The organism is Flavobacterium sp. IMCC34852 (assembly GCF_030643905.1).
In the GTDB taxonomy this organism is placed as follows: Bacteria; Bacteroidota; Bacteroidia; order Flavobacteriales; family Flavobacteriaceae; genus Flavobacterium; species Flavobacterium rivulicola.
This window is the reverse complement of record NZ_CP121446.1, coordinates 936,290-960,299: the sequence shown is the minus strand read 5'-3', so window position 1 is coordinate 960,299 and position 24,010 is coordinate 936,290. Positions and strand designations below refer to the sequence as shown.

Sequence of the window (24,010 nt, the reverse complement as noted above, 5' to 3'; positions counted from 1 at the left end):
CACAATGAAATCGAAGATTCACGAATACCAGAAAAACAATATTTTAGGCATGAGTAAAAAAATACTTTTTCTTTTACTTGTCTCTTCTCTTGCATTCGCCCAAAACGCGAATAGAAATTACCTTTCCCACAGCTGGAAAAACAACCAGTTGGAAATAAAAACCAGTGACGGAACTTATCGCATAAAACCTTATTCCGATAAAATTATTGAAACATCATTTGTCCCGAATGGAGAATTATTTAATCCGAATTCGCATGCGGTAATCAAAACACCCGAAAAGGTAAAAACCACTGTTTCCAAAACAGCCAATTCCGTTTCGCTATTTACTAATAATATCACTGTTGTCATCAACAAATCGCCATTCAGAATTACATATTCCAATAACGGAAAAGTTCTATTGTCCGAGAAAAATGGCTACATCAAAAAAGACAGCACCGAAGTTTTACAGTTCAACTTAGACAATTCAGAAATTTTATTTGGCGGTGGCGCAAGAGCTTTGGGCATGAACCGTCGTGGGAATCGCTTGGCCTTGTACAATAGAGCGCATTATGGCTATGAAACTAAAGCCGAATTGATGAACTTCTGTATTCCACTGGTTTTGTCTTCTAAATTGTACGCCGTACATTTCGACAACGCCGCGATTGGCCATTTGGATTTAGACAGTAAAAAGAACAATACGTTAGAATACGAAACCATTTCGGGCCGAAAAACATACCAAGTTATTGTAGGCGATACTTGGGAAGATTTGGTAACCAACTACACCGATTTAACCGGAAAACAACCGATGCCGGCACGCTGGACTTTGGGGAATTTCTCAAGCCGATTTGGATACCACACCCAAGAAGAAGTGGAAAAAACCATCAATCGATTTAATGCTGACGGAATTCCCGTGGACGCGATTATCCTCGACTTGTATTGGTTTGGCAAAACCGTTCAAGGCACGATGGGCAATCTCGAATGGGACAAGGACCAATTCCCGAATCCCGAGAAAATGATAGCCGATTTGAAGGCCAAAGGCGTTAAAACCATTTTAATAACCGAACCTTTCATCCTGACAACCTCATCGAAGTGGCAAGAAGCCGTCGATAAAAAAATATTGGTCACCGATAAAACCGGAAAACCCGCCACTTGGGATTTCTATTTCGGAAACACTAGCGTTGTCGACATCTTCAACCCCGAAGGCAATCAATGGTTTTGGAATGTTTACAAACGCTTAATCAACCAAGGAGTTGGCGGCATGTGGGGCGATTTGGGCGAACCGGAAGTTTTCCCTTCCAAAGCCATGACAGCTGCCGGAAAAGCGGATGAAGTGCATAATATTTACGGTCACAATTGGGCCAAATTAATCGCCGATGGTTACCAAAGAGATTTTCCTAACCAAAGACCATTTATCCTAATGCGTGCCGGCTATTCGGGTTCGCAACGTTTTGGGATGATGCCTTGGAGCGGCGACGTTTCAAGAAGTTGGGGAGGTTTACAATCCCAGATGGAAATCGCGATGCAAATGGGAATGCAAGGTATGGCGTATATGCATTCTGATCTTGGCGGATTTGCCGGAGATTATTTCGACAACGAATTGTATTTGCGTTGGTTACAATACGGTGTTTTCAACCCGATTTTCCGTCCGCATGCGCAAGAAGACGTGGCTTCGGAAGTCACTTATAAAGATGTTCACACCAAAGCCAAAGCCAAAAAAGCTGTGGAGTTACGCTACCAATTGATGCCTTATAATTACACTTTGGCTTTCGATAACAACCAAAAAGGAACACCATTAATGCGACCTTTATTCTTTGAAGAGCCAACGAATGAAAAATTGCTCAACGAAAAGGAAAGCTATCTATGGGGAAATGCGTTTTTGGTAAAACCAATCACTAATTCGATTGGACCAGAACCAACTTATCATGAAATTTATTTCCCCAAAAGCAACAATTGGTTTGATTTTTACACTGGTGAAAAACATTTTGGAGGAAAATCTGATTTTGTAAAAATAGAGGAAGACCATATTCCGACATTTGTTCGCGGTGGCAGTTTCGTCCCAATGATTGAAACGATTCAAAACACTTCAAAATATTCGTTAGAAAACTTCAATTTGCATTTCTATTTTGACGAAACGGTTAAATCTTCCACCGGAAAATTGTACAACGACAACGGGGAAACCCCGCAAGCTTTTGAAAAAGGACAATATGAAATGCTCAATTTCAATAGCAACAACAATGGCAAAGAATTGGTTATAAAACTAACTTCAACCGTTGGAAAAAACTATACCGCAACCGACAAAACTGTTTCGGTATTGATTCACAATTGTAAAGCCAAACGCATTTTTGTCAACAGCCAAGAAATGGTTTTCAAAACTTTTAACGAACCTTTACAAATTCCGATAACCTGGAAAAAAGGAACAACTCCTGAAATTAAAATTGAATACTAACATGAAAAACATACTGCTTACTTTATCCGCTTCACTCCTATTGTTTGGTTGTAATTGTACCAAAGAAGCGGCAACAAAATCACATGTGTCAACTCAAACCCCATTCGTTTGGGAAAGTGCCAACGTCTATTTCCTTTTAATCGATAGGTTCCAAAACGGAAATCCGGCCAACGATAAAATCATCAACCGCAACAAACCCACCGGAATTTTACGCGGATTTGAAGGCGGTGATATCCGTGGCGTAATTCAGAAATTGGATGAAGGATATTTTACCAATCTCGGCATCAACGCCATTTGGATGACGCCGGTTGTTGAGCAAATTCATGGCTCTGTCGATGAAGGAACAGGAAATACTTATGGTTTTCATGGGTATTGGACCAAAGATTGGACTGCGGTTGACCCAAGTTATGGTACTCGCGAAGATTTAAAAGAATTAGTCGAAAAAGCACACGCCAAAGGCATTCGCATCATGTTGGACGCCGTAATCAATCACACCGGACCGGTAACAGATATTGACCCTGTTTATCCAAGTGATTGGGTTCGAACTTCGCCAAAATGTACTTACCAATCTTACGACACTTATATCAATTGTACGCTGGTAGAAAATCTTCCTGACGTCAAAACGGAAAGTAATGCCAATGTGGCTTTGCCGCCAATGTTAGCCGAAAAGTGGAAAAAAGAAGGTCGATACGACCAAGAAGTAGCCGAATTGGATGCCTTTTTCAAAAAAACCGGCTATCCGAGAGCACCGAAATATTACATCATGAAATGGCTTTCGGATTATATTACCGATTATGGTATTGATGGATACAGAGTCGATACCGCCAAACACACCACCGAAGATGTTTGGGCCGATTTCAAAAAAGTTTGTGACCAAGCTTTCGCTGATTTCAAGAAAAACAACCCATCAAAAGTGATGGACAACAATGGTTTCTTTACCGTGGGAGAAGTGTATGGTTATAATATCGGTGCCAAAAGACAATATGATTTCGGAGACAAAAAAGTAGATTATTACGCCAATGGTTTCACGGGATTAATCAATTTCGATTTCAGAAATGAAGCCAAAATGAACTATGAAGAATTGTTCTCTAAATATTCAAAAATCTTGCAAAACGACTTAAAAGGCAACACCGTAATGAACTACGTAACGTCACATGATGACGGTTATCCATTTGATAAAAAACGGGAAAAAACCTTTGAATCGGGAACCAAATTGTTATTAGCACCCGGAATTTCACAAGTCTATTACGGAGACGAAACTGCTCGTAATTTGGAAATCGAAGGCAGTCAAGGCGATGCTACTTTGCGTTCGTTTATGAATTGGGACGATTTAAAAACGGACAGAATCAAAAACCAATTATTGGTGCATTATCAACTTTTGGGAACATTCCGAAAAAACCATCCTGCCGTTGGTGGCGGAGTTCATCAAATGATTTCGCAATCTCCGTATGTCTTCAGTAGAAGTTACAGTAACGGTAATTATACCGATCAAGTAGTCGTTGGTTTGGATTTACCTATAGGCAAAAAAGAAATCTCGGTCGGAACTGTTTTTGCCAATGGCACTAAAGTGAAAGATGCTTATTCTAATGTAACAACTGTGGTAGAAAATGGCAAAGTAACTATAGACACTAATGCTACGATAGTTTTATTGGAAAAATTATAACCATGCTCAAAATCGGTCATCGCGGTGCGAAAGGTCATGCTGCCGAAAACACTTTAGCTTCCTTCCAAAAAGCCATTGCTTTAGGCGTTGACATGATTGAACTCGATGTACAATTGAGTTTGGATAAAGTGCCGATAGTCATACACGATGAAACCATTGACCGTACGACTTCGAGCGTGGGCTTGGTTACCGATTATTCCGCTAAAGAATTGCAAAAGTTAGGTATTCCGACTTTACGCGATGTATTCGAACAAGTGGACAATCGCTGCGAAATCAATGTAGAAATCAAAACGTTTTCGGCCACCCAAGCTGTTTTGGATTTGATAGATAAAAACAAAATCGACAAAACTAAAATCCTGATTTCGAGTTTCGATTGGAATGCGTTACAGGAAGTTCGTTTTCGCGATGAGGAAATCCGAATTGGCGTTTTGACAGAAACCGATTTAGACTTGGCTTTGGCTTTCGCCAAATTCATCAAAGCCGAGGCTATTCATCCATACTTTCATTTACTAACTGCTGAAAATGTTTTGAAAATCAAAGAAAAAGGTTTTAAAATTTTCCCGTGGACCATAAATGAGCCGGAAGATATTACCTTTGTGACATCGTTAAACGTTGACGGTATCATTACTGATTTTCCCGAGCGACTATGAACTCAAACTATGACATCATCATTGTAGGCGGCGGTGCGGCAGGTTTTTTTACGGCCATTAACATCGTTGAGAGCAATCCGAAACTTAAAGTCGCCATTTTAGAACGCGGGAAAACCGTGTTGGAGAAAGTGCGGATTTCCGGCGGCGGCCGTTGTAATGTTACTCATGCATGTTTTGTGCCGAATGATTTGGTCAAATTCTATCCGCGTGGCGAAAAGGAATTACGCGGTCCGTTTCACCAATTTTGCTCAGGCGATACAATTGAATGGTTTGAAAAGCACGACGTCGAATTGAAAATCGAAGACGATGGGAGAATGTTTCCCACTACGGATTCCTCACAAACCATCATCGATTGTTTTTTGGGCTTGACCCAGAAACTAAAAATTGAGGTCTTGACAGGGCAAAGTGTACAATCGCTTTTTCATGGCGACAATTACTGGAAAGTAGAAACCAATCACGAGACATTTTCATGTCAAAAACTGGTCATGACCACCGGTAGCAATCCCAAGATTTGGGAACTGTTGGAAAACATGAATCACACGATTATTCCACCGGTTCCTTCGCTATTTACTTTTAATATCAAAGACACCCGAATCAAAGATTTGATGGGCGTTTCGGCTTTCGCCCATGTGAAAGTCAAAGGCACCAAACTGGAAGCTTCCGGACCATTATTGATTACGCATTGGGGCATGAGCGGCCCGGGAATTTTAAGACTGTCGGCTTGGGGCGCCAGAATTTTGGCAGAGAAAAAATACCAATTTGTGTTAGAAGTCAACTGGCTCAACGACATCACTTTTGACGAAGCCATGGAAAGTTTGAAAGAACTCAAACAAGAACACGCGAAGAAAATAGTGAGTAAAAAATCTCCTTTTGAATTCCCTAACAGACTTTGGGAAAGTTTGGTTTTAGCTTCCGCAATAGATACCGAAACCAAATGGGCTGATTTGACTAAAATGCAACTGACGAATTTGGCGAACCAACTCACCAATGGCCAATTTCAGGTGAATGGCAAAAGTACTTTTAAGGAAGAGTTTGTTACCGCGGGAGGCGTCGACTTAAGAGAAATCAACTTTAAAACGATGGAAAGCAAGTTGCATGAAAATTTATTTTTTGCCGGAGAGATTGTTAATATCGATGCGATTACGGGCGGATTTAACTTTCAAAACGCCTGGACCAGCGGGTTTATTGTGGCTAATTCAATTACAACATCATGAAAAAAATCATTCTTTTATTGACCCTTATTGCATGTTCGATAGTAGTAATCAGTTGTGGCATATCAAAATCAAACGACTATCAACTGACCAAAAACTATACACCGGACAATCCTGAATTGTTTAAAGCCATAGCTGAACAAGACAGTATTTTCTTTGACGCTTACAATCATTGTGATACAAAATTTGAAACCTATGCTAATTTCTATGCAGAGGACATCGAATTTTATCATGACCATGGCGGATTGTCTAATTCGAAAAAAGACATCCTCGAAGGCACCAAGAAAAATATCTGCGGTAAAGTCACGCGAACACTGGTTCAGGGCAGTATTGAAGTCTATCCGATCAAAGATTATGGCGCGATTGAAATTGGGTTACATTCTTTCAGTAACAATACCAATCCACCAGATGAACCTAAAAAAATAAGTCGGTTTACCATCTTTTGGAAAAAAATAAATGACCAATGGAAAATTGCTAAAGTGATAAGTTTGCATTAAAAAAATTCTTATGATTTTACAGTAGTTGATTCAAAATCAGTTAACTTTGGGTTGCAAAATTACTGACCTATGAAAAAACTACTACTTCTTTTGTCTTTAATGTTGAGTATAAATTCTGTTTCTGCCCAATTTTACGAAGGCTTTGAAAACACCAACGGTCCCGATCCTTTACCCTCAACCAACTGGACATTGGACAGTGGAAATTGGGCGGTATTTGATAATGGTGTCGGACAAGTCTATCACTGGGAAATAAATAATAGTGTATCCGTTCCTCCAACGCCACCATTTGTGTATGCAGGCGCAAATTCTGCTTATATCAACCGGGAAAACATAGGCCAAGGAAATGTTTCCGAGGATTATTTAGCCACTCCGGCAATTACCGTTCCGGGTAATGGTGTGCTGGCTTTTTATAACAGAAGCTACACTTCAGGTGATCAAGGTACGTTATACCAAATAAAAATTGCTCCGGCATCAGCGCAACAAAATGATCCAAATGCTTATACTTTATGGATACAATTTACAGAAGATGAGCTCAATACATCTTTTAACATCTATGAGCAAAAATTTGTTGACTTATCGGCCTATGCTGGCACAAGTATTTATATTGCTTTTGTTAGAAAGTATACTCAAACCTCTGGCTCGTTAGATGGGGATCGATGGTTAATCGACGAAGTTACTGTCCAGGAAAACAGCAATTGCCTTATTAATAACAGTTGTTCCAACATTATTGTTTTATCCGCTTTTATAGACAGCAACAACAATGGCATTAGAAATACTGGTGAACTTCCTTTCAATCAAGGTAATTTTGTTTATCAGGTCAATGATTCAGGGACGAATTTAAACGCTAATTCAAATTATGGCGATTTTTACATTTACAATCCTATCCTAACCGATTCTTACGATTTTAGCTATGAGGTAAATAGCAATTATAGTCCCTATTTTAGCAGTAATACTACTTACACAGATTTTACAGGCAATAATAATATTTCTTTCCTCTATTTTCCTATTATTCTAACCAATCCTTATATAGACACAGAAGTTCGTTTTATCACTGAGATCCCACCAAGACCGGGTTTCAATTATCGTGTCAGGATTTATTACCAAAATACCGGAACTACTGTTATTTCAAATGGAACTTTAACTTATGTTAAAGACCCTAACTTAACCATTAGTTCTATATCTCAATTGGGAACAGTAGCTACTCCTACGGGATTTACCTATGATTTTACGAATTTGGGAGCTTATCATGCTGGTTTTATTGATGTTTATTATTTAATCCCAACAATACCAACTGTTTCTATTGGACAATTGGTTAATCATCAGGTATCTATTCAAGTTTCAGGTGACATTCTAATTAGTAATAATAGCGATCTGTTAACACAAGTAATTGTGGCTTCTTGGGATCCGAATGACATAACCGAATCGCATGGTGAAAGAATTGTTTTCGCTGATTTTGGTGCCAATGATTATCTGAATTATACCATTCGCTTTGAAAATACCGGTACGGCTCCGGCGGAGTTTATAAGAGTCATCAATCAATTAGACAATCAATTAGATGAAAGCACTTTTGAGTTAATCGGATCAAGTCATAATGTTGACGCTTTAAGAAATGGAACCCAGCTGGTTTTTAATTTCAATCAAATCAACTTACCGCCAAGCAGTATCAATATTGATGATGGTCATGGTTATGTGCAGTACCGAATCAAACCAAAACCAGGTTATGCTATTGGCGATATAATCCCGAATACCGCTTCAATTTACTTTGATTTTAATCCGGCCATAGTTACCAATACTTTCAACACAGAGTTTGTGGAGAATTTGGGAACTGACACTTTTGAAGCCGATTCCGTAAGATTATATCCTAATCCTGCGCAGGAGCATGTCACCATAACTAATACAAACGGAACAATCACCGCGGTAAACATTTTTGAAGTTTCAGGAAAAAGAATTTACAGTCTTGCTGAAAACCTGACGGCCGAAATGAATATCAACACTTCAGCCTTTGCCAAAGGCCTGTACCTGATAGAAATTACTACACAAGATAACCACAAATTCAACAAGAAGCTAATTATTAAGTAGATAACTGTAAAACTAAAAACAAAATCTATTATATTTGGTTGTCAAAACCAACCAATAATGAAAACAAAACTACTTTTTAGTCTTTGGACTATATTCTTTACATCCATTTTAAGTTCTTATGCTCAAAATTTCCCTTCGTGCGGAGGAACGTTTACAGATCCGGCAGGACCTAATGCCAATTATGCCAGCAATACTGATAGTACCGTAACCATTTGCCCGGACAATACAGGCGACAATGTTACCGTAACCTTCACCGCTTTCGATGTTGAAGCCACTTGGGATGCCCTTTACGTTTTTAACGGTGACTCCACCTCAGCTACTCAAATTGCAAGTACTAACGGAGCTGCCAATGTACCAGGAGGATTGGCCGGAGGATTTTGGGGAACAACATTACCGGGACCATTTACCTCTTCGAACGCCAGCGGTTGTCTCACCTTCAGATTTAGGAGTGACAATGCCGTAAACCGTGCGGGATGGGTAGCCAACGTAACTTGTACATCGCCACCAGCTTGTCCTCAACCTTTTTCATTAGCTTTAACAAATGTTACCCCTTCGGGTACAACTTTAACTTGGACAGAAGCGGGCGCAGCTACCGAATGGCAAGTCATTGCTTTACCTTGTGGGTCAGCTCCACCAACGGCTAATACTTCCGGAACAAACGTAACAACAAACTCTTATTCATTTACAAGTTTGAGCTCTTCTACTTGCTATAATACTTATGTGAGAGCTATGTGCAACGCAACCGAAGTGAGTGATTGGTCAGGACCTTTAACTTTTACAACATTAATGGAACCTGTAGTTTGCGGCGGTTTATTTGTTGACAATGGCGGTTCAAATGCAAACTATTTAAATAGTTCAGATGTGACAACAACTATTTGCCCAAATAATCCGGGTGATTTAGTGACAGTAACTTTTACAGCCTTTAACACTGAGGCGACTTGGGATGCTTTATATGTTTATAACGGAAATTCTATTGCTGCATCTCAAATAACAAGTACAAATCCTGCAGGAAATGTTCCTGGAGGTTTGCCCGGTGGATTTTGGGGAACTGCGATTCCCGGTCCTTTTACTTCTTCAAGTCAAGATGGCTGTTTGACATTCCGTTTTAGAAGTGACAATACTGTCAATCGACCAGGGTGGATAGCCAATGTGACTTGTGCTCCACCACCAACATGCCCAAGACCAACAGCCCTAACTATTTCCGGAATTACAAATACCTCGCTTACTGTAGGCTGGAATGAAATTGGTTCAGCTACCAATTGGGATATAATCGTCCTTCCAACAGGCAGTCCGGCACCTAATGCTAATTCAACCGGATTTATAGCAACTACTGTAAATCCTTTCGTTATCACAGGACTTTCTCCCAACACCTGTTACACCATTTATGCCAGAGCAGTATGTTCTGCTAGTGATTTAAGTGATTGGAGTGTAGGTGTTTCTGCCTGTACCCAACCTTTGCCTCCTATTTGTGGCGGTCAATTTGTTGATAATGGTGGTCCTAATGCCAATTACGCTAATAGTTCTGATAACACATATACTATTTGTCCAACTATTCCCGGAGAACTTGTAACGGTGGTGTTTACCTCTTTTGATACTGAAGCCACTTGGGATGCTTTATACGTTTTTGATGGAAATTCAATTAACGCGCCACAAATTCCAAGTTCAAATGCAGCTGCCAATGTTCCGGGCGGTTTACCCGGCGGATATTGGGGAACAACAATTCCCGGTCCATTTACTTCTTCAAGTCCTGATGGTTGTTTGACCTTCCGATTCAGAAGTGACAATACTGTCAATCGACCGGGGTGGATAGCCAATGTTACCTGCGCTCCCGATGCAGACAAAATAGTTTTAGTAGCCTTTGTCGATGACAATAACAATGGTATTAGAGATACCGGCGAAACACTTTTTCCTAATGGGTCATTTATCTACCAACAAAATGATTCAGGAACCAACATCAGCGGTTATTCTCCAACAGGTCAGTATGCCTTATATGACACTAATCCTAACAATACTTATGATTTCAGTTATGAATTGTTACCAGAATACACAACCTATTACGCAACAACCGGAATAACCTATAATGATATGAGTATCGCTGTAGGAAGCGGAACTCAGTTCTTGTATTTCCCGGTGACATTAACCCAAACTTATGCTGATTTAAGCATTTCAATAGCGCCTTTGAGTCCGCCAAGACCTGCCTTAACTTATCAAAACAGAATTATTTATAAAAATATTGGACTAGCGGCTTCAGACGGCACAGTTACTTTTGTAAAACCTTCTCAGGTAACGATTAACACTGTAAGTCAGGCAGGAGTTGTAAACAATGCAAATGGATTCACCTATAACTTTACCAATCTTCAGCCAAATGAAACCCGAATTATCACGGTTACTATGACTGTTCCTCCTAGCCCGACAGTAAATTTAAACGATTTATTAACCGCAACTGCTACCATTACAGCTATCGCTAGTGATATTAATTTGGTTAATAATACCAATACCAATTCACAGATTGTGGTGAATTCATGGGATCCTAATGATAAAATGGAAGCGCATGGCGATAAAATTCGCATTAATGAGTTTACCGCTGACGATTATTTGTATTATACTATAAGATTCCAAAACAACGGCACCGCCAGCGCTATAGATGTACATATTGAAGATTTATTGGATTCGCAACTAAATGAAGAAAGTGTTAGAATGGTTAGTGCCAGCCACAACTATACCATGACCAGAAACGGCAATCATTTGGAATGGGAATTCAAAAACATCTATCTTCCTTCCTCTTTAGTAAATGTGAACGGAAGCATGGGATTTGTTCAATTTAAAATCAAAGCCAATCCGGGATTTCAAGTGGGTGATATCATCCCGAACAATGCCTCGATTATTTTTGATTCTAATCCGGCTATTGTTACCAATACCTTCAACACCAAATTCTTGAACGCGTTGAGCAATACCACTTTTGCCGATGGCAATTTGGTTTTATATCCTAATCCGGCAACCAACAATGTTCAAATCAGTTTAACAAATACTACTGAAACTATTGATACTATTGTACTTTATAATCTTCTAGGAAAAACCGTTAAAACCGTTCAGGCACAATCAAACGAGCTTATCAATTTAAATGTAAGCGACTTATCCAAAGGCGTTTATTTGGTAGAAATTAATACTGAAAACCATTTAAAAACCATTAAAAAACTAGTCATTCAATAATTAAAATAGAATTATAAAAAAATCCCGTCTCATCCAGACGGGATTTTTTTTATTTATTCAACCACCAAATACTCGCATTGAGAACCGTGGCAAAACTGACCCATGCCAAATACGGAATAAACAACATACCGGCCACTTTGTCTATTTTCTTAAACTGTGTGTAAGTCTCAAATATCATCAACCACAACAAAACAATTTCGATTAAAGCCAATAACGGATTTTGCAATCCAAAAAACAAATAAGACCAAAGCGCATTCAAAGCCAATTGGTATATAAAAAACTTAAAAGCCTTCTTAACATTCTCTTCATCAGTATCAATTCGATTCCAAATCATACCGCCGGCAACACCCATCATTACATAAAGCATGGTCCAAACCGGTGCAAAAATCCAATTCGGTGGATTAAAAACAGGCTTAATTAATGTCGGATACCAAGTCGTAATACTCTCGCGAGTAACGATACCCGACAAATAACCGATAGTCAAACAAGTGAACACCACCAATATTATTCTTAAAATCCTTTGCATATTATTTTTGTTTAAATATTGTTCAAATATACTAAACAAAATAATGTTCTTTTTATAAAAAATGTATCTTTGTCTAAATTTCAAATCTATGCTTTCCGAAAAGGATTTTATTTCAAAACCATTTTCAACAGTAATCGAAAACGGAAGTTTTCAATGGAGCGCACCCAGCAATATCGCTTTAGTCAAATATTGGGGTAAAAAAGAGCACCAAATTCCGGCCAATCCCTCTATCAGTTTTACTTTGAACAATTGTAAAACGATTACGAAATTGGCTTTCGCCAAAAAACAAAACGACAGTAATTTCTCCTTCGATTTGCTGTTCGAAGGCCAACCCAAAGAAGATTTCAAACCGAAAATCCAAAAGTTCTTAGAACGCATCGAAATCTATTGTCCTTATTTAAAAGACTATCATTTCACTATCGACACCGAAAACAGTTTTCCGCACAGTTCCGGAATTGCTTCCTCAGCCTCGGGAATGGCGGCTTTAGCAATGAATATTATGAGTTTGGAAAGAAAGTTGTATCCTGAAATGACCCAAAATTTCTTCAACCTAAAAGCTTCTTTCTTAGCCCGATTAGGTTCAGGTAGCGCTTGCCGAAGCGTAAAAGGAAATATAGTAGTTTGGGGAAATCACGCCGAAATTGAAGGCAGTTCCGACTTATTCGGAGTAGAATTTCCGGCTAAGATTCACGACAATTTCAAAAATTACCAAGATACCATTCTGTTAGTTGACAAAGGCGAAAAACAAGTTTCGAGCACAGTCGGACACGATTTAATGCACCATCATCCGTTTGCCCAACAAAGATTCGCACAAGCGCATGAGAATTTATCGGCCATTAAAAAAGTTTTAGAAAAAGGCGATTTAACCGAGTTTATCAAGATAGTAGAAAGTGAAGCTTTGACTTTACATTCAATGATGATGACCTCGATTCCTTATTTTATCCTAATGAAACCCAACACCTTGGAAATCATTAATAAAATTTGGCAATTCAGAAACGAAACGAAAATTCCTATATGTTTTACCCTCGATGCCGGTGCCAACGTACATGTTTTGTACCCCGAAAACGTTAGAGTCGAGGCGATGCAATTTATTACAACAGAATTAGTTGGCTATTGTCAAAATGGTAACTATATTTGTGATCAAGTTGGCGATGGAGCCATAAACTTTAGTATATAAAAATATGAAAGGACCATTATTTTACTCAAAAATTCTTCTCTTCGGAGAATACGGAATTATAAAGGATTCTAAAGGTTTATCCATTCCTTACAACTTTTACAACGGCGCTTTGAAAGTGGACGAAAACCCATCTGAAGAAGCGATTAAATCTAATGCGAGTTTACGTCGTTTTGTAACCTATTTGGAGCAACTCCAAAAAGACCAACCCGAATTGGTGACTTTCAACTTGGACGCTTTAAAAACCGATGTGGAGCGCGGCATGTATTTCGATTCCAGTATTCCGCAAGGATATGGTGTTGGGAGCAGTGGTGCTTTGGTTGCCGCTATTTATGACAAATACGCTAACGACAAAATCACGGTCTTAGAAAATCTAACCCGCGAAAAATTATTGCAACTCAAAACGATTTTTTCTCAAATGGAGTCTTTCTTCCACGGAAAAAGTTCCGGTCTTGACCCGTTAAACAGCTATTTGAGCATTCCGATTCTCATCAATTCCAAAGACAATATCGAAGCCACCGGCATTCCGTCACAAAGCGCGACAGGAAAAGGTGCCGTATTTTTATTAGACTCAGGAATCGTAGGCGAAACCGCTCCGATGGTCAATATTTTTATGGAAAATCTTAAAGAAGAAGGATTCCGTAAAATGCTCAAATCACAATTCATCAAATATACCGACGCTTGTGTGGAAAATTTCCTCGGCGGCGATATGAAATCTTTATTTGCCAATACCAAACAATTGTCGAAAGTAGTCTTAAACCATTTCAAACCCATGATACCGGAACAGTTTCACGGCGTATGGCAACAAGGCATTGACACCAATGACTACTACCTAAAACTTTGCGGTTCCGGTGGTGGCGGTTATATTCTGGGCTTTACCGAAGATTTAGAAAAGGCAAAACAATCCCTGAAAGATTACAAATTGGAAGTGGTTTACCAGTTTTAATCGCTCCTAAATGTTAAGCCGAAAATCCAAACACACCTTACTTAAAATCATCAGTATGTTTTCGGTGGTTCGCGGGTATAATATTCCCGTAATTGCCTTAGCCCAATATTTATCGGCCATATTCATTTTGGCTCCCGAAAAAAGAGCCCTCGATGTCCTACTCGATTTTAACTTGTTTGTCATTGTCATCGTTTCCGGATTAACCATCGCTTCGGGTTATATCATCAATAATTTTTACGACAGTAAAAAAGACTTAATCAATCGCCCCAACAAATCTCAATTGGATCGACTGGTCAGCCAAAAAACCAAACTACAAGTTTATTTTACTGTCAATTTCATTGTCTTTTTGTTGGCTTTCTTGGTGTCGCTTCGTGCCGTTTTATTTTTTTCCGTTTACATTTTCCTCATTTGGTTCTATTCTCATAAACTCAAAAAAATAGTAGTCATCGGAAACCTAACCGCCTCATTCTTGGCCGTCTTACCATTCTTTGCCATTCTGCTGTACTATAAAAATCTTTACCCGCAAATCTTTGCCCACGCTACCTTTTTATACCTGCTCATTCTCATCCGAGAAATGATTAAGGATTTAGAAAACCTAAAAGGCGATATTGCCAACGATTACCAGACTGTTCCGGTGCTTTTTGGCGAAGCTTTTTCTAAAAAAATCATTACACTATTAACGATTTCTACCGTTATACCGATTTATTTTTTAATCGAAATCTTTGAAGTCGGCTACATGGACATCTATTTCTATCTCAGTATGATTGTCCTCATTTTCTTCCTGCAAAAACTCTGGAAATCCAATTCCAAACCCGATTACCTGAAACTGCACAACATCCTTAAATTTCTGGTAGTTTCAGGCGTATTTTGCATTGTACTCATCAATCCGTCAGTCTTAATTCACGGCAAGAAAATAGTAGAAACGATTGTTCGTTAGGAGCGAAAGTGATGGGCAATTGCTAAACCATTTTCCCGCCATCCGCATTACATGGTAATTGACTCCTGTCGGGGCTAATTTCAATCCATGGTTTTGTAGCCTTTAAAACCGTATCTTTGCAACCACCTAAGACCAAAATGGTCGAATGGAAAGAAGTTAAATACAGCATTTATGAACAAGAAGGAAGGCAATAACAAAAGAGGCGGTTCACGACCAAACAGCTCGCGACCAAGCTCCAATAAGCCTAAACCAGCCATGCCGAAAAGAGCGCAAGGTCCGAAAAAGGCTAAGCCGTCAACCGATGGAGCCGCACCCAAAAAAACAGCTAAACCGGTTAACAATATCCCGAAACCTTTAAAATCAGACGACATTCGTTTGAACAAATACATTTCCAACTCGGGTGTTTGCTCGCGTCGCGATGCCGATATTTACATCCAATCGGGCAATGTAAAAGTCAATGGTGAAGTCATTACCGAAATGGGATACAAAGTAAAACCGGGCGATGTAGTTAACTTTGACGGCTCTGTTTTAACCCCGGAACGCAAAGAATACATCTTGCTCAACAAACCTAAAAACTTCACGACTTCCAACGAAGACGATGCCGATCACCGCAATGTATTGGAATTGGTTAGAGCAGCCACAAAAGCTAAAATCCAACCGATTGGCCGTATGGATAAAAATACTACCGGTTTATTGGTTTTTACCAACGATACCGATATGGTTCGAAAATTCAGTTTGCCGAATCAAAAATCCACCAAGATTTACCAAGTTACTTTAGACAAAAACCTGAAGTTTGAAGATTTAGAAAAAATTGCCGGCGGTGTAACACTTGACGGACACAAATTATATGTTGATGAAATCTCCTATATCGAAGGCGAAGCCAAAACAGAAATAGGACTCAAACTCAGAACACCCAATGTAAAAGTAGTTCGCGCCATTTTTGAAAGCTTCAAATACGATGTTTTAAAAATTGACCGCGTTGCTTTTGCCGGTTTGACCAAAAAGAATTTACCTCGCGGCAATTGGCGCTTCCTGACCGAACAGGAAATTATCAATTTGAAAAACGTATAAAAAATTATCATACATTTACCATGATAAAAGCCTCAATTAATTGAGGCTTTTTATTTCTAACATTATGTCAGCAGAAAAAAACTTATCCATTGCCCATCTTTGGTTTGAAGCGTTCAACGCCCACAACCTTGAAAAATTATTGTCGCTTTATGACGATGAAGCCGAACACTTTAGTCCAAAGCTAAAAATCCGCCATCCGGAAACCAATGGTTTAGTCACCGGTAAAGATGCCTTACGCGCTTGGTGGCAAGACGCTTTTGACCGATTGCCAACCTTGCATTACAAAGTCACTTCGCTAACTTCAAACGCAGACCGCGTTTTTATGGAATACATTCGCACCGTTGCCAACGAACCCGATATGTTAGTAGCCGAAGTCCTTGAAATTAAGGAAAACTGTATCATCGCTTCTCGAGTATACCACGGATAATTTATCATTCTGTTAACAATTCTATTACCCAAAAACTTATAGTTTTATACCAACTAAACCATTAACCATGAGAAACTTATATTTGTTTTCTGCACTGATTATCACTTCATTGCTTTTAGTAAACTGCAAATCGGAAGAAAAAGCAGGTGACATCAACACTATTGTCAAGTCGTATTTTAACGATAAAAATGCGCTAAACCCTTTGGAAGCCACCTTAAACGGTCAAACGGAATTCAATGACCAACTGGCTTTTGAAATGACCGATTCACATCGCAACAAGCAAGCTGTTTTTTATGATAAATATGAAAAAGAGTTGGCAACCGTTGATACAACAGCATTGTCTGAAGAGCAAAAAAACAGCTTTGACATTATTGCTTGGGAAGTTTCAATAGGGAAAGATTTACTAAAACAAAATGCTAATTTAATGCCGATTCATCAGTTTTGGGGAACGCATTTAACTATGGGACAATTTGCCAGCGGAGAAAGTGCGCAACCATTCAAAACGGTAAAGGATTATCAGAATTTCCTAAAGAGAATGGACAACTATTCCGTTTGGATTGACTCAGCCATGGTCTACATGAAAAAAGGAATTCAGGAAAAAGTAGTCTTGCCAAAAGCATTGGCCGAAAGAATTGTACCGCAGTTTCAAGAGGTAATTACACCCAAAACTGAAGACCATTTATTCTTTTCGAGTTGCAAAAAGTTTCCGGCAGATTTCTCTCCAATGCAAAAAAACAAATTATCAAAGGCTTATGCCAAGGTGATCAATACCAAACTAAATCCGCAATTCGAAAAATTCATAGCCTTTATGAAATCAGAATACATTCCGGCTTGCCGAACTACCAGCGGTATTGGCAGTATTAAAGGCGGAAATGAATTGTACAAAGTATATGTAAAACAATGGACAACAACCGATAAAACACCTGAAGAAATCCACGAGTTGGGTTTAAAAGAAGTCGCACGTATCAAAGCCGAGATGGAAAAAGTAAAAACCCAAGTCGGTTTTAAAGGCACTATCATTGAGTTCTTTGACCATGTAAGAAACAAACCCGAACTAAAACCGTTTAAAACACCGGAAGAGGTGATTGCCAATTTTGAACGTATCCATAAAATCATCGAGCCTAATGTGAACAAATTTTTCTCTTTACAACCGAAAACTGCTTTCCGAGTTAAAAGAACAGAAGCGTTCAGAGAAAAAACCGCCAGTGCAGAATATGTTCAAGGTTCGGCCGACGGTTCGAGACCGGGAACCTTTTATGTTCCAATTCCGGATGTAGCCAATTACAATTATTATGGTGATGAAGATTTATTTTTACATGAAGCCATTCCGGGACATCATTTTCAAATTTCACTCCAACAGGAAAATACCCAATTGCCCGATTTCAGAAAGTTCAACTGGTTTGGGGCTTATGGCGAAGGCTGGGCTTTATACACTGAAAGTTTGGGGAAAGAATTGGGCTTATACAAAGATCCGTACCAATATTTTGGAATGTTAGGCAACGAAATGCACCGCGCGATTCGATTGGTAGTAGATACCGGCATTCATGCTAAAGGTTGGACACGTGAGCAAGCCATCCAATATTCATTAGACAACGAAGCCGAAAGCGAAGCCAGTATCATAGCTGAAATCGAACGCTATATGGCCATTCCCGGACAAGCGTTATCTTATAAAATAGGTCAGATAAAAATTTTAGAATTACGCCAGCAAGCGCAAGATAAAATGGGAAGCCAATTTGATATCAAAGTTTTCCATCAAAAAGTTTTAGAATCCGGCGTAATGCCTTTAGCCTTGCTGGAAAAGAAAATCAACTCTTGGATTACCTCCGGAAAATAATCCTAAAAAAACCTCTCCAAATGGAGAGGTTTTTTTATTAATTGCTGATACTCTTTTCGAGATTATTAAAATCAATGGTATTGCCGTTGACATCAAAAAATTCGTAATTGTATTTTAATTTACCGTCAACTTCTTCAATCTTGATAAACATTTGGTAAAAACCTTGACTCCATTCTACCACCAAATGATATTCGTAATCTGCAACACCGAAACTTCCCGGTAGATTGCTCGTGTAGAGCAATTTTTTGGACTTTAAATTAAGGGTGTTGATTTCAATATTTTCATACTCACCCATTTCCTCATCATTTACTTTTTTGCCCAAATAATCAAAACTGGCTACTGCTTTAGCCATTTTCTTTTTCTCCTTGCCTTTGTTGTAATCATCCTTGATAGAAAAGATGACGTCTTTCAGGGCGCTTTTTCCGGCATTGACTAAAGAAAATTTGATTTGGTGATGGTACATTAATTTGTGTACTTTTTTGTTCCCTTCTTCGGTTGGAGTTCCCTCACTTAAATCGTTATCTACTATTTCAATGATGGGAATATTTTGTCCGGGAGCCAAAGTAAAAACATCAAACTTATGGCTTTTTAACTTTTGTTCCGTTTCATCCACAATCTTGTCTTTCTCAACTATTTCCGCATTTAAAACCTCGATTTGTTTGATGGCTTCATCCAATTGCTTTTGCTTTTCCGCTGAAATGGAATTGGAACTGTTTCTATACAGCAAAAAACCTGACACTGCTAATAAAACAAATCCAAAAATTCCCAGTACCACAGTTATCATAAGCTTTTTCCCTTTCATTAGAATAAAAGATTTTTACCTCAAATTAATATTGATGGTGTAAAAATAATCGAATTTTCAAAAATTAAAACACTCTAAAACAACAAACTGTGAACATATTATTAACCAATACTACCAATAAAAAAGCCCTAACTTTCGTTAGAGCTTTTTTGTGCGGGTAATAGGACTCGAACCTACACGCCTTGCGGCACCAGATCCTAAGTCTGGCACGTCTACCAATTTCGCCATACCCGCAAAATGGTGAGTGCAAATATAATCATAACTTCAAACTTTCAAAGGAAAATTATTAAAAAAAATAACCGTCATTTTTGTACTTTTGAAGCACAACAAATTTAAACCCATGGACAACATCAAAAACTACGTTCAACAAAATAAACAACGTTTTATAGACGAACTTATTGAACTTTTAAAAATCCCTTCAGTAAGTGCTGACAGTGCTTATGCTCAAGATGTGATTAACACTGCAGATGCGGTAAAAGCCAGTTTGGAAAAAGCCGGTTGTAACTTTGTCGAAATATGCGAAACGCCGGGTTATCCTATCGTTTTCGGGGAACATATCATCGACAAGAACTTGCCAACCGTTTTGGTTTACGGTCATTACGATGTGCAACCGCCGGATCCGATGGATTTATGGACTTCGCCACCATTTGAACCCGTAATCAAAACCACCGAAATCCATCCTGAAGGTGCCATTTTTGCCCGTGGTGCTTGTGATGACAAAGGTCAGATGTACATGCATGTGAAAGCTTTTGAATACATGATTGTCAATAATTGTTTGCCTTGCAACGTGAAATTTATGATTGAAGGTGAAGAAGAAGTTGGGTCAAAAAGTTTAGGCTGGTTCGTAGAAAGAAACCAAGAGAAACTGATCTGCGACGTAATTTTAATTTCCGATACGGGAATGATTTCTAATCAACAACCGAGTATCACAACCGGTTTGCGTGGTTTGAGCTATGTAGAAGTGGAAGTTACCGGACCCAATCGCGACTTACACTCAGGTTTATACGGTGGCGCAGTGGCCAATCCAATTAATGTGTTGACCAAGATGATTGCTTCGTTGCATGACGAAAACAACCACATTACTATTCCGGGATTTTATGACAAAGTAGAAGAGCTTTCGGCTGCCGAAAGAGCAGAAATGGCCAAAGCACCATTCTCTTTAGAGAAATACAAACAAGCTTTGGATATCGCCGATATTTATGGGGAAACGGGTTATGTAACCAATGAAAGAAACTCTATTCGCCCAACCTTAGACGTGAACGGAATTTGGGGCGGATACACCGGTGAAGGGGCAAAAACAGTTATCGCCAGTAAAGCTTACGCTAAAATTTCTATGCGTTTAGTACCAAACCAAGACTGGGAAGAAATTACCGAATTGTTTAAAAACCACTTCGAAAGTATTGCCCCAAAAGCAGTAAAAGTAAAAGTAACACCACATCACGGTGGTCAAGGTTATGTTACGCCAATAGACAGCATTGGTTATAAAGCCGCAAATAAAGCTTATACTGAAACCTTCGGTGTACAAGCCATTCCGGTACGCTCCGGCGGCAGTATTCCAATTGTGGCTTTGTTTGAAAAAGAGTTAAAATCAAAAACAATCCTAATGGGATTTGGTTTAGACAGTGACGCGATTCACTCGCCTAACGAACATTTCGGGGTTTTCAATTACTTAAAAGGGATTGAGACGATACCGTTATTTTATAAATATTTTGTGGAGTTATCTAAATAACAAGACAATAAAACCATGTGAAATCCGTTTAGTAATAGACGGATTTTTTTTAGGCTTATGAATTTAAAACGACTCTTACTGCTTTTAACTTGTACTTTGACTTTTGCACTTTACAGTTGTAAAACCAACAAAACCATTAATCATCATCGGGAAGGCAAATGGGTTTACAAAGACACCGTCAACGGCGTACTTTACAAATCAAAAGGCCGATATAAAAAGAGTATAGAAATCAAAACTTGGAAATATTTCGAAAACCGAAAACTGGTCAAAACCGAAAAGTACAAAGACGGCATTTGTCACATCACCACCTTTGACCTCAAAGGCCGAATCACCTCAACCGGTCAATCGATGATGGTGGAAGAAAATGATGAAACGCATTGGTATATAATTGGTGAATGGACTTTTTTTGACCAAAACGGTAAAGTTATCGGAATTAAAAAATTTGAAAAAGGCGAGCTGATTTCAGAAACAAAAGTAAATTAAAAAAGGCGACTAAATGGTCGCCTTTTTACTTCTATTTACTCAGTTCGTGTATCAATTTATAAATGTAATCGCTGTGTCTTCCGTCGTCATATTTATTTCTTTTATCCCAAAAGGCTTTCCGTTTGGCATCATCATTCCAAGTTGCTCTGAACAATTCTCTGTTTTTCTCCAAAGCTTTTTCTAAATCGGCCAAAGTTTCCACCACATACACTTCGGTAAACTCCGTATTGTCTGCACCCCAAGCATGACGGTTGGGATAATAAGCTTTAATCAAATCGTTTTTATTAATTACGGCATCGAAATATTGTTTGCTCAACTCGGTAAATTCTTTTTCGGTTCCGTCTTTGGGATAGGCAAAATGACTTACCCTTACATAATACAACATGTCTTTGTCAAAATTAGCTTTGGGTAATTTGGCTCCGGGAATGGTGGCATAAATTTCATCTGAATGATGGTGCGCATAGTATAGTGCTTTCTTTTCAAAAAATGCTTTTCGGGCTTTTTCATCAGGCCAAGCGGCTTTGACCAACTCATCATCACGATTACCTGCTTTTTCTACAGCTGACCAATTTTCATAAGTGGTGACCAATAAAATTTCGGTATTGTCCGGCGTAAAATGATGCATTAAAAACTCTTGTCCTAGTATGAATTCATTTTTTTTAACGACTTTGTCTAAGTATTCTTTCTCTGTTGCCTTCCATTCATCCATAGAAAAATTTTCCAACTCCATATTCCAATGCAGTTTAGTTACCGTAATTAAGTAACTTTTCTCTTCCTGAGCGAAACTAGTGTTGCTCATTAGCAGCCCGAAGATGACTACTAAAAAAATGCTTTTCATTGTTTTCATAATTTCAAAATTTGTTGTTTATAATTGGTTTACAGTTACAAATTTGAAACTTGGGACAGAAAAAGACTTGAGGGGGAAATTTTTGAGGAGCACTAATTTACAAAATTTTATTGAATGTATCTATTTGATAATAAAATATTTACAGTTTTTAATTTTAAAAGCAAAAAAACAGCCCCTAAACCGCGCTCCATTAAAAAAAGATAAAAGAATAACAACACTTTGTAATTTTTGGCATCAAATTGGTACTAACAGCTAATCATCAACCTGACCCGAAACTTTCGGGTTTCAAAACCAATCATCATGTTAAAACGCTTTTTTCTCCTTTGTTCCGGTGTCGATAGCGACATTGTGAACTCTTGTTCCAATGGTGAACAAAACAAATACGCAGGTATTGGCGCCACCGTATTTTTTACCGCAGTTATGGCTTTTATAGCCGGTAGTTATGCTCTTTACACGGTTTTTGACAATCTCTACACAGCTATTTTCTTTGGACTGATTTGGGGATTTTTAATTTTCAATCTCGATAGATTTATTGTCTCCACCATCAAAAAAAGAGATAGTTTTTTAGATGAATTCATCCAAGCTTCCCCGAGAATTGTGTTAGCTATTATTATTGCTATAGTGATTTCGAAACCGTTGGAAATCAAAATTTTTGAAAAAGAAATCAATACCGTTTTATTGAAGGAGAAAAACGAATTGGCTATAGCCAATAAAAATCAGGTGACCAATTATTTCAAAGGCGATGTCACTAAAAACCAAGCTGAAATCGACAGCTTAAAATCATCCATTGCCAAAAAAGAAAAAGAAGTTTCCGCTTTATACAATTCGTACATCACCGAAGCCGAAGGTTCAGCAGGAACCAAAAAAATGGGGAAAGGCCCAATTTACAAAGAAAAACGCGCTGCTCATGATTTAGCCGCCAAACAATTGGATTCCTTGAAAATTTCCAATGCCAAAATCATCGCCGATAAAGAAACCAGAGCCAAAACACTACAGACTGATTTAGACAAAAAAGTTACCGAAGGCCAACCCATCATTGACAGTTTTGATGGTTTAATGGCACGAATTAATGCTTTGGGGAAATTGCCTTGGATGCCTTCTTTCTTTATCATGCTACTATTTTTAGCGATTGAAACGTCGCCTATTTTTGCCAAATTATTATCGCCCAAAGGCGAATACGATTTGAAACAAGAAGACCAAGAAATGGGCATCAAAAGTGTACTCTCGCAAAATCGTTACCAAAGCGAACTGCAGAAGAAAACCGATGCAGAAATCTATGATAAAGTCTATGCCGATATCAGAGATGACAAAGAAATCTACAATTACAAGAAAAAAGGCGCTATCGAATTACTCAAACTCCAAGCCGATGGTTTTGTAGATAAGCAGAAGAAATCGATGTAGAAAAAGGGATAAGGGAAAGCAAAAAGGGAATAGTTAAAAATATAATTAACTATTCCCTTTTTGCTTCGCTCAATTCGGCTTCGCCTCGGGTCATTACT

19 protein-coding genes and 1 tRNA gene are annotated in these 24,010 nt (G+C 38.6%); 16 read left to right on the top strand and 4 right to left on the bottom strand.

Annotated elements, in window-relative coordinates:
• Window positions 1-4 precede the first annotated feature (4 nt).
• From P7V56_RS04280 to P7V56_RS04250, 7 genes are all read left to right on the top strand, one after another.
• The gene (locus P7V56_RS04280; RefSeq protein ID WP_240976548.1) at window positions 5-2,425 is read left to right on the top strand and encodes a glycoside hydrolase family 31 protein; all 2,421 of its coding nucleotides are present in this window, start codon (window positions 5-7) and stop codon (window positions 2,423-2,425) included.
• Window position 2,426: 1 nt separating this feature from the next.
• Window positions 2,427-4,088: an alpha-amylase family glycosyl hydrolase gene (locus P7V56_RS04275; RefSeq protein WP_171220922.1), complete on the top strand. Its 1,662-nt coding sequence runs from the start codon at window positions 2,427-2,429 to the stop codon at window positions 4,086-4,088.
• Window positions 4,089-4,090: 2 nt separating this feature from the next.
• Entirely contained in the window at window positions 4,091-4,738 is a 648-nt protein-coding gene (locus P7V56_RS04270; protein WP_171220923.1) for a glycerophosphodiester phosphodiesterase, read from the top strand.
• Window positions 4,735-5,952 (top strand): BaiN/RdsA family NAD(P)/FAD-dependent oxidoreductase, encoded by a 1,218-nt coding sequence (locus P7V56_RS04265; protein ID WP_171220924.1) that lies wholly within the window; start codon window positions 4,735-4,737, stop codon window positions 5,950-5,952. The genes P7V56_RS04270 and P7V56_RS04265 overlap by 4 nt, the downstream gene beginning before the upstream one ends.
• The gene (locus P7V56_RS04260; protein ID WP_171220925.1) at window positions 5,949-6,446 is read left to right on the top strand and encodes a nuclear transport factor 2 family protein; all 498 of its coding nucleotides are present in this window, start codon (window positions 5,949-5,951) and stop codon (window positions 6,444-6,446) included. The genes P7V56_RS04265 and P7V56_RS04260 overlap by 4 nt, the downstream gene beginning before the upstream one ends.
• A gap of 69 nt (window positions 6,447-6,515) precedes the next feature.
• Window positions 6,516-8,525, top strand: coding sequence for a T9SS-dependent choice-of-anchor J family protein (locus tag P7V56_RS04255; RefSeq protein ID WP_171220926.1), 2,010 nt, complete (start codon window positions 6,516-6,518; stop codon window positions 8,523-8,525).
• 57 nt (window positions 8,526-8,582) lie between these two features.
• Window positions 8,583-11,735, top strand: coding sequence for a DUF7619 domain-containing protein (locus P7V56_RS04250; protein ID WP_171220927.1), 3,153 nt, complete (start codon window positions 8,583-8,585; stop codon window positions 11,733-11,735).
• A gap of 49 nt (window positions 11,736-11,784) precedes the next feature.
• Here the strand turns inward: P7V56_RS04250 and P7V56_RS04245 are convergent, their stop codons facing one another.
• Window positions 11,785-12,261, bottom strand: a complete 477-nt coding sequence (locus tag P7V56_RS04245; protein WP_171220928.1) for a TspO/MBR family protein — start codon at window positions 12,259-12,261, stop codon at window positions 11,785-11,787.
• Window positions 12,262-12,349: 88 nt separating this feature from the next.
• Here P7V56_RS04245 and P7V56_RS04240 point away from each other — a divergent pair, with 88 nt between their 5' ends.
• The 6 genes from P7V56_RS04240 (at window position 12,350) to P7V56_RS04215 (ending at window position 18,650) form a co-directional block, all read left to right on the top strand.
• The gene (locus tag P7V56_RS04240) at window positions 12,350-13,438 is read left to right on the top strand and encodes a diphosphomevalonate decarboxylase (RefSeq protein ID WP_171220929.1); all 1,089 of its coding nucleotides are present in this window, start codon (window positions 12,350-12,352) and stop codon (window positions 13,436-13,438) included.
• A 4-nt stretch (window positions 13,439-13,442) separates the two neighbouring features.
• On the top strand, window positions 13,443-14,381 hold the full coding sequence (locus P7V56_RS04235; RefSeq protein WP_171220930.1) for a mevalonate kinase family protein: 939 nt from the start codon (window positions 13,443-13,445) through the stop codon (window positions 14,379-14,381).
• A gap of 10 nt (window positions 14,382-14,391) precedes the next feature.
• Window positions 14,392-15,318 carry a geranylgeranylglycerol-phosphate geranylgeranyltransferase gene (locus P7V56_RS04230; RefSeq protein ID WP_171220931.1) on the top strand — a complete coding sequence of 309 codons (927 nt, stop codon included), beginning with the start codon at window positions 14,392-14,394 and terminating at the stop codon, window positions 15,316-15,318.
• Window positions 15,319-15,489: 171 nt separating this feature from the next.
• Window positions 15,490-16,389 carry a pseudouridine synthase gene (locus tag P7V56_RS04225; protein ID WP_171220932.1) on the top strand — a complete coding sequence of 300 codons (900 nt, stop codon included), beginning with the start codon at window positions 15,490-15,492 and terminating at the stop codon, window positions 16,387-16,389.
• Between the two features lie 64 nt (window positions 16,390-16,453).
• Complete coding sequence (locus P7V56_RS04220; protein ID WP_171220933.1) at window positions 16,454-16,816, top strand: nuclear transport factor 2 family protein; 363 nt, start codon at window positions 16,454-16,456, stop codon at window positions 16,814-16,816.
• Window positions 16,817-16,883: 67 nt separating this feature from the next.
• Window positions 16,884-18,650 carry a DUF885 domain-containing protein gene (locus P7V56_RS04215; protein WP_171220934.1) on the top strand — a complete coding sequence of 589 codons (1,767 nt, stop codon included), beginning with the start codon at window positions 16,884-16,886 and terminating at the stop codon, window positions 18,648-18,650.
• 37 nt (window positions 18,651-18,687) lie between these two features.
• Here P7V56_RS04215 and P7V56_RS04210 read toward each other — a convergent pair whose 3' ends face one another.
• Window positions 18,688-19,452 carry a hypothetical protein gene (locus P7V56_RS04210; protein WP_171220935.1) on the bottom strand — a complete coding sequence of 255 codons (765 nt, stop codon included), beginning with the start codon at window positions 19,450-19,452 and terminating at the stop codon, window positions 18,688-18,690.
• A gap of 152 nt (window positions 19,453-19,604) precedes the next feature.
• Window positions 19,605-19,686: transfer RNA gene (locus P7V56_RS04205), tRNA-Leu, on the bottom strand.
• A 106-nt stretch (window positions 19,687-19,792) separates the two neighbouring features.
• Here P7V56_RS04205 and P7V56_RS04200 point away from each other — a divergent pair.
• Window positions 19,793-21,181 (top strand): dipeptidase, encoded by a 1,389-nt coding sequence (locus tag P7V56_RS04200; protein ID WP_171220936.1) that lies wholly within the window; start codon window positions 19,793-19,795, stop codon window positions 21,179-21,181.
• A gap of 96 nt (window positions 21,182-21,277) precedes the next feature.
• Window positions 21,278-21,664: a hypothetical protein gene (locus P7V56_RS04195; protein WP_304986238.1), complete on the top strand. Its 387-nt coding sequence runs from the start codon at window positions 21,278-21,280 to the stop codon at window positions 21,662-21,664.
• 31 nt (window positions 21,665-21,695) lie between these two features.
• On the opposite strand, the gene P7V56_RS04190 is transcribed toward P7V56_RS04195, so the two are convergent.
• The gene (locus tag P7V56_RS04190; protein ID WP_171220938.1) at window positions 21,696-22,511 is read right to left on the bottom strand and encodes a hypothetical protein; all 816 of its coding nucleotides are present in this window, start codon (window positions 22,509-22,511) and stop codon (window positions 21,696-21,698) included.
• A gap of 300 nt (window positions 22,512-22,811) precedes the next feature.
• Here P7V56_RS04190 and P7V56_RS04185 point away from each other — a divergent pair, with 300 nt between their 5' ends.
• Window positions 22,812-23,912 (top strand): DUF4407 domain-containing protein, encoded by a 1,101-nt coding sequence (locus P7V56_RS04185; protein WP_171220939.1) that lies wholly within the window; start codon window positions 22,812-22,814, stop codon window positions 23,910-23,912.
• The last annotated feature ends 98 nt before the right edge of the window (window positions 23,913-24,010 follow it).

What these genes read in the sequence shown, in the direction of transcription:
- P7V56_RS04280 (WP_240976548.1), top strand. Translation starts at nt 5, where the DNA reads ATGAAATCGAAGATTCACGAATACCAGAAAAACAATATTTTAGGCATG.
- P7V56_RS04275 (WP_171220922.1), top strand. Translation starts at nt 2,427, where the DNA reads ATGAAAAACATACTGCTTACTTTATCCGCTTCACTCCTATTGTTTGGT.
- P7V56_RS04270 (WP_171220923.1), top strand. Translation starts at nt 4,091, where the DNA reads ATGCTCAAAATCGGTCATCGCGGTGCGAAAGGTCATGCTGCCGAAAAC.
- P7V56_RS04265 (WP_171220924.1), top strand. Translation starts at nt 4,735, where the DNA reads ATGAACTCAAACTATGACATCATCATTGTAGGCGGCGGTGCGGCAGGT.
- P7V56_RS04260 (WP_171220925.1), top strand. Translation starts at nt 5,949, where the DNA reads ATGAAAAAAATCATTCTTTTATTGACCCTTATTGCATGTTCGATAGTA.
- P7V56_RS04255 (WP_171220926.1), top strand. Translation starts at nt 6,516, where the DNA reads ATGAAAAAACTACTACTTCTTTTGTCTTTAATGTTGAGTATAAATTCT.
- P7V56_RS04250 (WP_171220927.1), top strand. Translation starts at nt 8,583, where the DNA reads ATGAAAACAAAACTACTTTTTAGTCTTTGGACTATATTCTTTACATCC.
- P7V56_RS04245 (WP_171220928.1), bottom strand. Translation starts at nt 12,261, where the DNA reads ATGCAAAGGATTTTAAGAATAATATTGGTGGTGTTCACTTGTTTGACT.
- P7V56_RS04240 (WP_171220929.1), top strand. Translation starts at nt 12,350, where the DNA reads ATGCTTTCCGAAAAGGATTTTATTTCAAAACCATTTTCAACAGTAATC.
- P7V56_RS04235 (WP_171220930.1), top strand. Translation starts at nt 13,443, where the DNA reads ATGAAAGGACCATTATTTTACTCAAAAATTCTTCTCTTCGGAGAATAC.
- P7V56_RS04230 (WP_171220931.1), top strand. Translation starts at nt 14,392, where the DNA reads ATGTTAAGCCGAAAATCCAAACACACCTTACTTAAAATCATCAGTATG.
- P7V56_RS04225 (WP_171220932.1), top strand. Translation starts at nt 15,490, where the DNA reads ATGAACAAGAAGGAAGGCAATAACAAAAGAGGCGGTTCACGACCAAAC.
- P7V56_RS04220 (WP_171220933.1), top strand. Translation starts at nt 16,454, where the DNA reads ATGTCAGCAGAAAAAAACTTATCCATTGCCCATCTTTGGTTTGAAGCG.
- P7V56_RS04215 (WP_171220934.1), top strand. Translation starts at nt 16,884, where the DNA reads ATGAGAAACTTATATTTGTTTTCTGCACTGATTATCACTTCATTGCTT.
- P7V56_RS04210 (WP_171220935.1), bottom strand. Translation starts at nt 19,452, where the DNA reads ATGAAAGGGAAAAAGCTTATGATAACTGTGGTACTGGGAATTTTTGGA.
- P7V56_RS04200 (WP_171220936.1), top strand. Translation starts at nt 19,793, where the DNA reads ATGGACAACATCAAAAACTACGTTCAACAAAATAAACAACGTTTTATA.
- P7V56_RS04190 (WP_171220938.1), bottom strand. Translation starts at nt 22,511, where the DNA reads ATGAAAACAATGAAAAGCATTTTTTTAGTAGTCATCTTCGGGCTGCTA.
- P7V56_RS04185 (WP_171220939.1), top strand. Translation starts at nt 22,812, where the DNA reads ATGTTAAAACGCTTTTTTCTCCTTTGTTCCGGTGTCGATAGCGACATT.